General features: G+C 42.5%; 11 protein-coding genes and 1 tRNA gene. 6 read left to right on the top strand and 6 right to left on the bottom strand.

Translation table 11 applies throughout. The features are described 5' to 3' along the window. Positions 1–4421, bottom strand: a 4421-nt coding sequence (locus F903_RS00280) for a beta strand repeat-containing protein (protein WP_005193652.1), incomplete at its 3' end; no start/stop codon positions are given. A gap of 528 nt (positions 4422–4949) precedes the next feature. On the opposite strand from F903_RS00280, the gene F903_RS00275 reads away from it, so the two are divergent. After that, positions 4950–5026, top strand: a tRNA-Arg gene (locus F903_RS00275). A gap of 66 nt (positions 5027–5092) precedes the next feature. Here the strand turns inward: F903_RS00275 and F903_RS00270 are convergent. Next, a complete protein-coding gene (locus F903_RS00270) occupies positions 5093–6388 on the bottom strand; it encodes a hypothetical protein (RefSeq protein ID WP_005193651.1) in 1296 nt (431 codons plus the stop codon). 131 nt (positions 6389–6519) lie between these two features. Next, complete coding sequence (locus F903_RS00265; protein WP_005193650.1) at positions 6520–7317, bottom strand: hypothetical protein; 798 nt, start codon at positions 7315–7317, stop codon at positions 6520–6522. A gap of 152 nt (positions 7318–7469) precedes the next feature. Between F903_RS00265 and F903_RS00260 the strand changes: the two genes are divergently transcribed. Both F903_RS00260 and F903_RS00255 read left to right on the top strand, forming a co-directional pair. Next, the gene (locus F903_RS00260) at positions 7470–7967 is read left to right on the top strand and encodes a YcxB family protein (protein ID WP_004672933.1); all 498 of its coding nucleotides are present in this window, start codon (positions 7470–7472) and stop codon (positions 7965–7967) included. 29 nt (positions 7968–7996) lie between these two features. Further along, entirely contained in the window at positions 7997–8638 is a 642-nt protein-coding gene (locus F903_RS00255; protein ID WP_005193649.1) for a fumarylacetoacetate hydrolase family protein, read from the top strand. An 83-nt stretch (positions 8639–8721) separates the two neighbouring features. Here F903_RS00255 and F903_RS00250 read toward each other — a convergent pair whose 3' ends face one another. After that, entirely contained in the window at positions 8722–9522 is an 801-nt protein-coding gene (locus tag F903_RS00250) for an AraC family transcriptional regulator (protein WP_034594718.1), read from the bottom strand. A 107-nt stretch (positions 9523–9629) separates the two neighbouring features. Here F903_RS00250 and F903_RS00245 point away from each other — a divergent pair, with 107 nt between their 5' ends. Next, the gene (locus tag F903_RS00245; protein ID WP_005193647.1) at positions 9630–10538 is read left to right on the top strand and encodes a DMT family transporter; all 909 of its coding nucleotides are present in this window, start codon (positions 9630–9632) and stop codon (positions 10536–10538) included. 28 nt (positions 10539–10566) lie between these two features. Here F903_RS00245 and F903_RS00240 read toward each other — a convergent pair whose 3' ends face one another. Beyond that, entirely contained in the window at positions 10567–11817 is a 1251-nt protein-coding gene (locus F903_RS00240) for a YihY family inner membrane protein (protein ID WP_005193646.1), read from the bottom strand. 146 nt (positions 11818–11963) lie between these two features. Between F903_RS00240 and wrbA the strand changes: the two genes are divergently transcribed. Then, entirely contained in the window at positions 11964–12554 is a 591-nt protein-coding gene (gene wrbA, locus F903_RS00235) for an NAD(P)H:quinone oxidoreductase (RefSeq protein WP_005193643.1), read from the top strand. Between the two features lie 36 nt (positions 12555–12590). Here the strand turns inward: wrbA and lgt are convergent, their stop codons facing one another. Continuing rightward, positions 12591–13403 carry a prolipoprotein diacylglyceryl transferase gene (gene lgt / locus F903_RS00230; protein ID WP_005193642.1) on the bottom strand — a complete coding sequence of 271 codons (813 nt, stop codon included), beginning with the start codon at positions 13401–13403 and terminating at the stop codon, positions 12591–12593. Between the two features lie 120 nt (positions 13404–13523). Between lgt and F903_RS00225 the strand changes: the two genes are divergently transcribed. Continuing rightward, positions 13524–14306, top strand: a complete 783-nt coding sequence (locus F903_RS00225) for an NRDE family protein (RefSeq protein ID WP_005193641.1) — start codon at positions 13524–13526, stop codon at positions 14304–14306. Positions 14307–14319 lie beyond the last annotated feature (13 nt).

Raw genomic sequence — 14319 nt, 5'->3', positions numbered from 1 at the left:
CCGCCGCCAATACCACCGATGACACCTGTAATTAGATCAAGAGGGCTGCCGTCGCCACCCGTAATACCGCCAATGATGCCAGTGATTGCACCCAGAGGACCGCCATCACCGCCGCCAATACCACCGATGACACCTGTGATCAGATCAAGAGGGCTACCGTCACCACCAGTGATACCACCGATGATACCTGTGATTGGACCAAGAGGGCCGCCGTCACCGCCACCGATGATTCCAGTGATGCCGCCGACTACATTGGTGATTGGGTTTAGTAAACCACCACCTGCATTAGGATCACCGATAATACCACCAGCTATGCCAGTAATTGTGCCAACAATACCAGTACCACCATTACCATCACCTGCAATAATACCAACGACATTGGTGACAGGGCTGAGCACGTCGCCTTCACTGAGGCTATTGAGATCTAATACAGAGATTGCATTACCTGAGAAGTTAATCGGAATCGTGATAGGTGCAACGACGCTCGCATCATCACCGTTACCATTACCGATACCGTAGTTATGTTCACCATTTCCAGAACCAATACCATTGAGCAGACCACCTAATAGACCTGCACCTGTGCCGAAGCCATTGCCAGCACCATTGCTGTTGTTGGTTGAATCGTTATCTTCGACGTGGTTGTTGGTTGTGGTTGATGAGTTATTGGTTGAGTTCGATGTGGCAGTGCCAAAAACAGATATTGCATTACCTGAGAAGTTAATTGGAACTGCAACTGGCATGACAATACTGGCATCGTCGCCATTCCCATTGCCAATACCGTAGTTATGTTCACCATTGCCTGAACCAACACCATTGAGCAAGCCACCTAGACCTAGGAAACCGCCACCTGAGCCACCACCTGTACCATTACCGCCGCCATTACTGTTGTCGGTTGTGTCATTGTCTTGAACGTAGTTGTTGGTTGTGGTCGATGAGTTATTGGTTGAGTTTGAGGTCGCATTGCCAAAGATGGAGAAGGCATTCCCGTTGGCACTAATTGGCACTGTTATTGGTGCGACAATGCTTGCATCATCAGCAATACCATTGCCGATACCGTAGTTATGCTCACCGTTGCCAGCAGCTATACCATTACCTATACCACCACCTGTACCGTTGCCTGATCCATCACCACCGCTATTGCTGTTATTGGTGGTGTCGTTATCTTGGAAGTAGTTACTGGTTGTGGTTGATGAGTCATTGGTTGAATTAGAGGTTGCATTGCCAAAGATCGAGAAGGCATTACCATTGGCACTGACTGGTGTCGTAATTGGCATAACCACAGCGGCATCGTCGGCGATACCATTGCCGATGCCATAGTTATGTTCACCATTACCTGCACCGATACCATTTAATAGACCACCAATACCATTGCCAGATGAGCCACCGACACCGCCGCCACTGTTGCTATTGTCAATGCTGTCGTTGTCTTGGAAATAGTTACTGGTTGTGGTTGATGAGTCATTGACTGAGTTAGATGTTGCATCACCAAAGATCGAGAAGGCATTACCATTCGCACTGATCGGGGTGGTGATTGGTGCGACCACAGCAGCATCATTGCCAATACCATTACCGATACCATAGTTGTGGTCGCCATTACCTGCTGCGACACCATTGCCCCAACCACCTATACCATTACCTGCACTGCCATCACCAACGAGGCCAGTACCGCTATTGCTATTATTGGTACTGTCATTGTCTTCAAAATGATTGATAGCCGTTGTGGATGAGTCATTGACAGAGTTAGAGGTCGAGTTTCCGAACACAGAGAAAGAGTTGCCGAGTGCATTGACAGGCGAGGTAATTGGCATAACCACAGCGGCATCGTCGCCATTTCCATTGCCGATACCGTAGTTTTGTTCACCATTGCCTGAGCCTACACCATTGAGTAAGCCACCGATACCATTGCCTGAAGCACCGCCTACGCCTGTACCACTATTGCTATTGTCAATACTGTCGTTGTCTTCGATGTAATTGACTGTGGTGGTAGAGCCATTATTGACTGAGTTGTTGGTCGAGTCTCCAAAGACTGCAAAGGAGTTTCCTAAGCCATTGATTGGCATGGTGATCGGTGCAACGACACTGGCATCATCGCCATTTCCATTGCCGATACCATAGTTGTGTTCACCATTACCAGCACTGACACCATTCAGTAAGCCACCACCAATACCATTGCCCGCACCACCATCAACACCCGTACCACTATTGCTGTTGTCGGTGCTGTCGTTATCAAATACAAAATTAGAGGTGGTTGTAGAGGCATCATTGGTCGATGCGTTATGGGAGTTGCCAAAGAATGAGAAATCGTTACCTAAACCATTTAATGGTGTGGTGATCGGCATTACGATACCAACATCATCGCCATTGCCGTTGCCGATTCCGTAGTTTTGTTCGCCGTTACCCGATGCTGGTCCATTGCCCCAGCCACCAATGCCGTTGCCCGCAGTACCTGTACCGCTATTACTATTGTTGATACTGTCATTGTCTTCAACAATATTGGTGGTGTTGGTTGATGCGTTATTGACTGAGGTGTTGGTGGGTTGATCTGGATCTGAACTGCCAAACCATGAAGCATTGTTACCCATCACGTTGACTGGGGTGACGATTGGAGATGTCCAATCTGCATCAGTACCGTTGCCGTTACCAATACCATAGTTTTTGTCACCATTACCCGCACTTACACCATTCAATAGTCCACCGATACCATTGCCAGTTGCGCCATCAACGCCTGTGCCATTGTTACTGTTGTTGGTGCTGTCATTGTCTTGGACGTGATTGAGTGTGTTTGTTGGTGCTGTATTGGTGGATGAAACACCGCCACCACTTGTACCGCCAAATGAGTTACCGAGGACATTAAATGGTGAGGTCACTGGGGCGGTGATGCCGACATCGTCGCCATTTCCGTTACCAATGCCATAGTTTTGTTCGCCATTGCCTGATGCTGGACCATTGCCCCAGCCGCCGATGCCATTGCCAGTACTACCGTCTGCACCTGTACCGTTGTTGCTGTTATTGGTGGTGTCATTGTCTTGAACGATATTTGAGGTTGTGGTTGGTGCTGTGTTGACGGAGTTTACTTCGCCGCCACCAATCCCAGCGAATGAGTTGCCTAACACTTGGACAGGAGTCGTCCATGGTACAACGACACTGGCATCATCACCGTTACCATTGCCGATACCATAGTTGTGTTCGCCATTTCCAGCAGAAACACCATTGAGTAATCCACCTGCATTGCCATTACCGGCAGCACCGACGCCATTGTTACTGTTATTGGTGGTATCGTTGTCTTCAATCACATTTGATGTTGTGGTTGGTGCAGTATTCACTGAGTTTACGTCGCCACCACCAATGCCTGCGACTGAATTGCCGAGTGCTTGAAATGGTGCTGTGACTGGCATGGTGATATCGGCATCATCGCCGTTGCCATTACCGATGCCGTAGTTTTGTTCGCCGTTACCCGCACCAATACCATTTAACCAGCCGCCGCCATTACCATTACCCGCCGTGCCAGTCCCATTGTTATTGTTGTTGGTGGTGTCATTGTCTTGAATATGTGTGGATGAGGTGGTTGGTGCAGTATTGATAGAGTTGACGTCTCCGCCGCCAATGCCTGCAATTGAGTTGCCTACCGCTTGTACTGGGGTTGTCCAAGGCACAGTGACATTCACATCATCACCGTTACCATTGCCGATACCATAGTTATGTTCGCCATTACCCGCAGCAACGCCATTGAGTAGACCACCACCATTACCGTTACCCGTAGCACCAACACCACTATTACTGTTATTGGTGGTGTCATTGTCTTCGATCACGGTCGTCGAGCTGGTCGGCGTGGTGTTGATAGAGTTGACATCTCCACCACCAATTGCAGCGAACGAGTTACCTAATGCTTCAAATGGCACGGTGACAGGCGTGGTGACATTAACGTCATCACCATTGCCATTACCGATTCCGTAGTTATGTTCGCCATTGCCTGAACCGATACCATTTAAGAAACCACCGTTACTGCCATTGCCAGCAGCGATGCCTAAATTACTGTTGTCTGTGGTGTCGTTGTCCTGAACGTGGACTGACGATGAGGTGGTTGAAGTATTGACGGAAGTGACTGGTGAGGCTTCGCCAAGCCAAGAATAAGAATTTCCGAGTGAATGAAAAGCCGTTGTGAATGGATAAGTGAAGTTTAGGCTATCACCGTTACCCACACCAACACCGTAGTTCTGATCGCCATTACCCGCTGCAATTCCATTGAATATGCCATCATCAACTTGAGTACCACTGTTACTATTATTTGTGGTTGTACTCTCTTCGACATGAACTTGTTTTATTGTCGATACTGTATTGACAGAAGATGACGTTCCTTGGCTATTGCTACTCCCAAGAGATAGTATGCTTGTAATGGGTGATAAAATATTTTTAAATAACATGTCGATATACCTATAATTATTGGAGTTTTGTTTTATTTACCTTGATAATTATGTGACTCCTGTCTCATAACTTATGCAATAGTATTTATTGGTTGTTATTATTGTGTCAATATTGCTTGATATGTCACATTTGTATAAATCGTAAATATCATATAAATCAGCCATCTACTTTTTGATGATCAAATATTTATTAGAATTTCTACATATATCGTATAAGTTAAATCAGATTATTCATAAAAATTGCATAATTCATAGAACTGAAGTCGGCTTCATTAATTTTAATACGATACTGAATTTTAATGAAAAAAACCTGATCTAGTGCTTAGCGCCAAAAGTATGCCCCGATGACAAAGATATGAATGACTACAAAGGCTTTACATAAATTCAACATAGAAAGACCAGTGTTATAAACAAGAAAACACTTTTTAAAACACAGCAGCTGCTGAATCTATAGCCAAACGATAGTGAAGTCGTGAAAAAGCACTTATCAATTGGGGAAAAATGCGTATAATGCCCAACATCAAATATGCGCTCATAGCTCAGCTGGATAGAGCACTTGGCTACGAACTAAGGGGTCGGGAGTTCGAATCTCTCTGAGCGCACCAATTTGATCCATAGAAAAAACCGCTTAATCGCGGTTTTTTTGTGCCTATTTTTTATGTGAATAAACCCTACATCTTAGTTTTTATCTTCTGTACGAACACAGCGTTGCCCCCGATAGCTGGCAACGTGTCATGGTAGGGGAGACTGCGCATTGCTCTCAATAAAAAAGGTGCTTTTTCGTCGATCTTCATGGCTGTGGTCATTTTCAATAAAGATCCTTGATCGTTTTCATTTAAGATCATTTGCCCTTTGATATAGCGTAAATCTCCACCATTGGCATGAAAATTATTTTCAGTGCTTTGTGGATAGTTAAAATGCAATTTAAATGAAAATGGAATACTAATTACCCCCAAACCGACATTGACGTGAATATCCGCCTCCTGACTTTGGTTTTGGAGGGGTGTGGTGCTGACTTTTTTGATCTGACGTGGAAATAACGCTTGATAAGCACTTGGAACAAGCCATTTTTGTAGCTGTTGAGGGGGCTGTTTATAAAATTGATAGGTCGTGGTAAATCTCATGGACTCCCGCCCATGTGTATAAGGCAACGTCGTCGGTGCGTGTAGAAAGCTAACAGGCTGCTGCGCGGCTTGACTCAGTTGAGCAACTTTTGCCAATTGGCTGGTTGTGAGCTGAGGGCTTGGGATTTGACCCGCAGCAAGTGGCGTGCTATTTGATCCAATAAAACGATTTCTCAATGCCTCTAAAATAAAGGCACTGCCACTGCTCGGAATACCAAGTTTTACTTCTGGTATTGCATTCAGAATTTTTTTAAATAAAAAACCTTGTGGTTGATTTAAGTCACTCCATTGCGTCAGGGTGATTAAGGTTCTGTTTTCATCCAATGCAAACCATTCAAATTTACCGACCCCATAGGGAATGGGTGCATCAATTACCAAGGTTGAAATACTGTTGGCTGCAAGCTGATGTTGCATGGTGACATCTTCATTAAAGTTCAGTACAGGAATCGGTGTGGGTATCGACACGCGATATTTCATTTGGGTGGTATTGCCTGATTGCGCTAATTTTTTTGCAGATTTGAGGGTCGGGAACAGACCTACATATTGATTAAAGTCAGTCAGTGTTTTGGCGACTTGCTGTGCGTTCACGGGAACAATAATTGCAGCGGAAGTAAAGTTTGCTGTGGGTTGTGGATTGTTTTTTAAGGTTGGAATTGATGTTTTTACGGCTGGATGTCCATAGATAAAGATATGGTTTTGCGTATAGCTTGCCAAAATTTGTGGTTTATTTTGAAAGGGCTGCAAAGCACTAGGGATGTTGTCCGTCCATGTAATGAGCTGGGCAAAACTATGCTGTGCCGAACAACATAAAAAAATTGTAAAAAAAGCAATTAAACGAGACATCACATTCCTTTGATGTTGGTTCATAATTTTTTTGGGGTGCTGAGTATCGTAAAATGTATCCTCTTGAGATTATAGCGGTAATCTCTGTAAATAAAGAGTAGTAGTTCTGTATGACGACTACTCAATCAAAGTTAAATATCTTGTTTTTTAGGTTGTGAAACAGCCAATGCTCGGCGGCGATAGAGAAAGATTATAGCTCCAATGGGCAGCGCAATTTGTAAAATAAGAGGACTGTAGGTATTGGTTTGTTCAAACCCTGCACCAAGAAGTTGAAAGCTAAAAGGTTGAAACACAAATTGTCCATTTGTCCAATTAAATAAGATTCGGGTAAAACCCAATGAAATAAAAATTAGCCATAGCCATTTACGTTTTTCCATTGGTGTACGAATACATAAAATCAGGACATAAATTACAAAAATCGGAATGATGATTGCGAGTGTAAAAAAGACATAATTTAAAATACCTTTTCCAGCAAAGGTGAAATCATTTAAATGACGAGTTGCTGCATCAATTGGGGTGACATGAAGTCCCATAATGGTGATTTGATCATTTTTTTTCTTAAAAATCAGATCGTTTAGTAACCATTGTTGTTGTGGATATTCGTATTCAAAGGTCAAATGATATTGAGTTTGATTTGGTAGTTCGAGTTTGTGTGCTCCAATAATATTGACTTGTTGAATCGGAACTTTTGGAAATTGTGCTGTCATTTGTATAAAGGTCGAGTGTATATCCGCAGTTTGTAATTCAGAATCTAAATGTGCCTCTAAGGTGGCATAATCTCCTTGTTGGAGTTGTTCAAATGCTTGTTTTGCAAATTGTTGATCTTGTTCTGGGACAATTTTGTTGATCAATTGTTGTTGGCTACATGCTGCCAATAACACCAAAACACTAACGAATAAAAAACATATTTTCAATTTAGGTAATAGCATTACAGCCTCATTAATTTATTGAATTTATATTAAAATGAATAATGAAGGGCATGATAACACGTAATTTTTGTATAAAATCTCGATTAAATCACTTTCTCTTAAAAGCGTTTATGCTCTAATAGGGGCAAGTTTTTAAATGTTAGAAATCGATAATGTCTGAACAACGTCCAACACTCTCTGCGCGCTATTATCTAAATTTAGAAGAATCTCAAGATGGTTTTGCTTTGATTACGTTTGGCAAAAAACCGATCACTCGTTTTCTAACACCCGCAATTAGTATCGGAATTATCCTTTGGGGGATTTATTTAGGTTTTACTGGCGTGGGGCGCTACTATGTGGCACTTGGTGTTTTCTTTTTGATCATGCAAGCGATCATGCGATTTTGGTTATTGCCTCTGTTATTCAAGCGTCAGTTTGTGCGTTACCAATTTGGCAAAAGTGAACAAGGCATTGACTTATACCAAGACCACTTTGAACTTTATGCCGCGGGGAAAAAGCAAACGGCGGCTTATAATGAAGTACAGTCTTTCATCACTGGTAAGCTGACTTATATGTTAGAACTAAAAACGAAAACAGTGGTGATTATACCTAAACGTGCTTTTTCCAGTCCTGCTGATCAAAGTAAATTTGAAAATAGTTTTAAAAAATAAATAACGGTTTAAAAGAACAAGGAGCTTCCATGAATACACGTCCTTCAAAAATTGTCTGTGTTGGTCGAAACTATGCCGAGCATGCGAAAGAATTGGGTAATGCGATCCCAGATCGTCCGATTTTATTTATGAAGCCACCGAGTAGCTTAGGTTCACTAGCGCAAGGCGTAAGTTGGAATCAGGCATTGGGCGAGTGTCATTTTGAATGTGAAATCTGTTTGCACATTGCTCATCCGCTATCTCAAGAAACAGATAAGGCAAAAGCTTTAGAGGCAGTTGGTGCGATTACGCTGGGATTAGATTTAACGTTGCGTGATTTGCAAAGTGATTTAAAGAGCAAAGGAGAACCGTGGGAGCGTGCTAAGGCTTTTGACGGTGCGTGTATTCTTGCAGATTGGGTCGAAACTGACGAAATTGGTGATCTACAAGAATTAGAGCTTATTTTGATGATTAATGGTGAAGAACGTCAGCATGGTTTTAGCCGAGATATGTTGTTCGATATCGGGGCGTTATTGGTTGAAATCAATCAGTCTTTTAGCTTGGAAGCGGGGGATGTGATTATGACAGGGACACCAGCAGGTGTTGGTGCACTTCATCTAAATGATCAACTGACGATGAAATTGATTACCCAAACAGGCGAATATGACTGGGATACATTTGTCAAAGCATAACCGTCAATGATATGGCGCTGATATTCAGATATCAGCGCCTTTTTTATTGTTAAAAAATGAACCAGACAATTGATTTGCCTTAATTAGCGACCTTGATATAACTTGCGGAACTGATCTGGTGTGAAGTGCATCCAGCGTTTAAACATATATATAAAAGCGGATGAACTGGCATAACCTAAATCCAATGCGATGCTTTCTATGGTTTTACCTTGATTGAGCATCGACATTGCTTTCATCACTTTGAGACGTTGCCGCCATTCGTGCAGCGACATGCCAAGCTCCTTTTGGCTATAACGCGCTAAGGTTCGTTCGGTCATGTTAATCATTTTCGCAAGTTGTTGCAGCGTACTGTTATCGGCTGGATATTGGTGTAAGTGACTTAATATTTTTGATAGGGAAGAATGTTGTGTGGTGGGTAAATAACTTCCGACCAGTTCAGCATGTGTGAGTGAATCCAATAATACTTGCAGCAACCTTAAATATTCTGGATCTTGTTCTGAAAATGGATGTTTACGAATATGTTCCAACAATGCAGGAACCAGTGGTGCTGTCAGTAAAATGCCAGCTTGTTGCGGCATATTTTGACACAGGCTTTCATGTACATATAAGGTACAGTGCGTCACTTCATTACGATTGATACCACTATGTTGTAAATGAGGAGGCAGCCAAATGCCGTACGGAGGAGGAGTAAGATAGTGAATCTGATCAATACTGACCTCAAGTACCCCATCAAAAGTATAAATAAACTCGCCCCATGCGTGCGCATGTTTTGGATAAAACGTTTCAGCAGGTGCATCACGAATACGTAGCCACAATGATGCAGGAATATCATCGTATGCAGGGAGTTCATAAAAATCTTGGATGCGTTGTGCTGATTTTTTCATAATATGAGAATTGCCTGAAAACATGCATGCATTGTCCGAATTTCACTATATCATCAAAATACGACAGCTTTATATTGACGTTCTAATTATAAAATTGAGAGCTGGCAATGGATGAGCGTAAAACATTAGATGCACGAGCATCAGGTCTTATGATCGGTCTCTGTATGATTTGGGGGCTACAACAAGTCATCTTAAAAATGGCTGCGCCTGATATTTCTCCCTTAATGCAAATTGCTTTACGTTCTGGTTTAGCCGCAATCCTACTATTGCCTTTATTGTGTCTGGATAAAACGGCTGAGCTACTCAATCGACAAAATCTTAAAGCAGGTGCTTTGGTCGCGTTTTTATTTTCTTTAGAATTCTTTTTATTGGCGCAGGCATTGCAATGGACTTCGGCTTCACATGCTGTGGTTTTGCTGTATACCGCACCGATTTTTGTGGCTTTGGGTTTACATTGGAAACTACCCTCTGAGCGTTTAAGTTTGTTGCAGTGGAGTGGCATTACTCTGGCATTTGTTGGAATCGTTGTGACGTTTATCCGAGGGCAACAAGGAACCGCTTCGCTGATCGAGCAACAAATGCTTTGGGGGGATTTGTTGGCATTGGCAGCGGGTATTGCTTGGGCAGCAACCACGATCACCGTACGCTTATCTTCTTTGGCACAAGCTGCTGTGACACAAACATTATTCTACCAATTGGCTGGTAGTTTTATTTTACTGTTTGGATTGGCTGTGTTTTTAGGACAAGCGAGTATTCATTTTACTCCCTTAGTAATCGGTAGCTTGGCATTCCATACGTTGGTGGTGTCTTTCGCGAGCTTTTTAGCATGGTTTTGGTTGCTTAGAAATTATTTAGCCTCTCGCTTAGGGGTATTCTCTTTTTTAACGCCGCTGTTCGGTATTGTGTTTGGCATGTGGTTGTTAGGTGAGCGAATTGAACCTAATTTCGTGCTTGGTTCAATTCTGGTATTGATGGGCATTATGGTGGTGAGCTTGCAAGGTTGGTTGAGGAAATAAAAAAAGACCTCATGCAGAGGTCTTTTTGTTACTTTTGTTCAAAAATAGTTGAAAGGGGAATCGATAACTTGGCAGCTAAATAATCATTGCTTTCAATGAGCGCTGGCCCGATTTTTTCCATCCACTCATCATCCTGATGCACATTGGACACATCATCTCTTAAAGGGAGTGGATAAGGGAGAGCAGTAAAGAAACTCCAAAAATCAACCTGTGCTAAATTACGGACCAATACATATTCATCTTTATCGGTTCGTTTAATCAGATTTTGTGCTTCTAATTGCAGGATATATGAGGGTAAACGCCCGAGCTCACCACGGCCTACAATATCGAGTAGCTCATGCTCGCTCACACTGTTACCAATTTGCTGTTTCTTATAGAACAACTCTAAGATATCCAATAACATCATGATTGGATGACGTTTTTGTTCTTTGCCCGAATGGAACGCGGTCAGTGCATAACTGATTTCTACGCCTAATAAGATGATGTTCCAAGACAGAAAAATCCAAAGTAGAAAAATGGGGATCGCCGCGAAAGCACCATACACAATTTCATAGCTGGTGAAATTACTCATGATCCAGCCAAATAAACGCTTTAAGATTTCAAACACAGTTGCACTAAAACATGCTGCGATGATCGCAGAGACAATCGGCACATTTCGATTTGGTATGGTCCAATATAGAATAAAGAAACCGAAGACCGTTAATAAAAACGAAATTAGCCATAACAGAAAAGCACCATCAAGTTGATAGCCTGCAAAATTATTGCTGAGGACATTCATAGATGCGACAGCGGAAGAAAGTACAAATGCACTGCCTAAAAGGATTGGACCTAAAGAAATAATAGTCCAGTAACGCATAAAACCGACTAGACCAGAACGTGTCTCTTTCACACGCCAAATGCGATTAAACACATTTTCAATCGAGGACAGCATCAGTACTGTGGTAACAAATAAAAACAAGATACCGATGACGGTGAGATTACTTGATTTATCAGTAAAAGCACTCAAGGCCTTATCAAAGGCAATGGTGCTTTTTGGCAAAAAGTTACTATAAATCAGTTGTTGTAGCTGCTGCCTAGCAGGCTCTAAAGCTTTAATCGAAGAAATAATCACCAAAAATACGGTAAGCATTGGGACGACCGCAAACAGGGTGGTGTAGGTCAAGGATCCTGCTTGTTCTCGACAGCGATCAGCTTCAAAACGACGTAATACAAAGACAATAAATTGAAACCATGTTTTTTCTAAAAAATTCAGTTTTTTTAGATAACGGTTTAAGATCATGGGTTCTATCCTAGTTATTTTTCAAATCTTCCTCTTTTGAAAGAGGGCTTCGGGAAGATTTTTGGATTGATCAATACACAAAACAGCGAATAAATTGGCATTAATCGTATAATATCTTCTTTAAGTTAACAAAAACCTTGAAACCGATGCAACCTTACATTCTTGTTCTTTATTACAGTAAATACGGTTCAACCAAGCAAATGGCACATCTGATTGCCGATGGAATTGAATCTGTAGGTGTGACCGCACGTATTCGAACAGTACCCAATCTAGCAACGGTTGTGACGCAAGCTGAAGCGAGTATTCCAGAAGAGGGTGATCTTTATTGTAGCTTAGATGATCTCACGCATTGTTCAGGATTGGCTTTGGGTTCACCCACACGTTTTGGTAATATGGCCAGTGAGATGAAATACTTTTGGGATCAAACCACTAGCCTATGGCTCAATGGTGCTTTGCATAATAAACCTGCTTGCGTATTTACGACTTCGGGGTCGATGCATGGTGGGCAAGAGAGCACTTTGTTGAGTATGTTACCGCCGTTATTTCATCATGGCATGATGATTTTAGGTCTGCCGAATTCTATCCCTGCATTGTCAAATACAAAAACAGGCGGTACTCCCTATGGCGCAAGTCATGTCAGTGGACCTCGCCATGATCAGGGCATGAGTCAAGATGAAAAAATCTTATGTGAGGCACAAGGCAAACGCTTGGGTGAAGTGGTTAAAAAACTATTTTAAAGTCATAAAAAATGGGAGCATCTGCTCCCATGATTTTTATTTTTTCAGTTGCCAATCATAGATATTTTTACGATAAGCATACCAAATCATCCAGAGTCCAATAATAATCATCGGGAAACTGAGGATTTGTCCTTTGGTCATCCAGCCAAACAAGATGAAGCCTTGATCTGCATCGGGTTGGCGGAAAAACTCCATAAAGAAACGTGCAACACCATAACCCATCAAGAATACTGCTGAAACAGCCATACGCGGACGAGGTTTGGCACTAAACCACCACAGTACAATAAATAGAATTAAGCCTTCACAAATCGCTTGATAAATTTGTGAGGGGTGACGGACCAAACCTAATGGATCTGTTGGGAAAATCATGCCAAATGGATAACTCGGGTCTTGAACTTGACGACCATACAGTTCGCCACCAATAAAATTACCAATACGACCAAACATCAAACCTGTTGGTACGCAAGGTGCAATAAAGTCCAAGGTCTGAAACCATGTCTTTTGGTATTTTTTACACCAAAACAACATCGCAATCACGACACCAAGGAAACCACCGTGGAAGCTCATGCCACCTGTCCACACTTGGAATAACCACAGTGGATTCTCTAAGAACTTCGCAAACTCATAAAACAGTACATAGCCCACACGACCGCCCAGCACAACACCGAGCGCGCCGTAAAAGACGAGATCTGAAACCATATCTCCCGTCCAGCCATCACGTTGCTTTGCGCGATAAGAGGCAAGCCCCCAAGCACATAAAAAAGCCAATAAGTACATGAGTCCGTACCAGTGCACCTGTACTGGTCCCAAGCTCAGTGCAACTGGATCAATATTTGGATAGGTCAGCATCGCTGTTCCTCAGTTTAGAATTTGGAATTAAGTTTTGAGCAAATTGTAGCGGAATGATATTAAAAATGTTGTACATTCAATGTGAAAGTCAACAGTCCTTAAGATAAGAGAACAAGATCAATGTGTATTGTCGCGTTTGCATGGCAAGTTCTGGAGGAACTGCCACTGTGTTTAATTTCAAATCGAGATGAGTTTTATCATCGCCCCAGTGTTGCTTTGCACGCATGGGAAAATAGTTCGATCGTGGCAGGGCAGGATCTGCAATCAGGCGGTACATGGATGGGGGTGACGGCATCGGGTCGTTGGGCGATCGTGACCAATTTTCGAAATGGACGGGAACAGCAGCAGTATCAGACCTCAAGAGGACATTTGATTCAAGATTTCCTTGAAAGTGATTTAGCGCCGATTCGTTTTGCTCAAATGTTAGAACAAAAACAACAAGACTATGCGGGCTTTAATTTATTTGTGGGGGATACACAACAAGCTGTTTATATGAGCAATCGCGGAGAAGCACCACAAGTTTTGGCCAAAGGCGTGTATGTGGTTTCCAATGGTTTAATGTCCGAAGATTGGAAGAAGACTATGCATTTGCGTAAGCGCTTTACCCAAGAATTCTTGCCGATGTTACAGCAGCCGCAGATATCAGAATCCGATTTAGAATATGCCATTTGGGATATTTTAGAAGATGAACGTAAAGTTATCCCAGAGTTGTTACCTGATACAGGGATTAGCAAAGAGATGGAGGCCTTACTTTCCTCAACGTTTATACAAAGTCCTATTTATGGTACACGCTGTTCAAATTTTTTACGCATGACACCAACACAATGGCAGTGGTTGGAAAAAGTACAACAAGGAGAGCAGCAAGGAAATATTGTGCGTCAACAGATCATGCTAATGAAATAGCCAATGCCAATCC

The sequence above is a fragment of the Acinetobacter sp. NIPH 298 genome (assembly GCF_000369505.1).
Classification (GTDB): domain Bacteria; phylum Pseudomonadota; class Gammaproteobacteria; order Pseudomonadales; family Moraxellaceae; genus Acinetobacter.
This window is presented reverse-complemented; position numbering and strand designations above follow the sequence as displayed.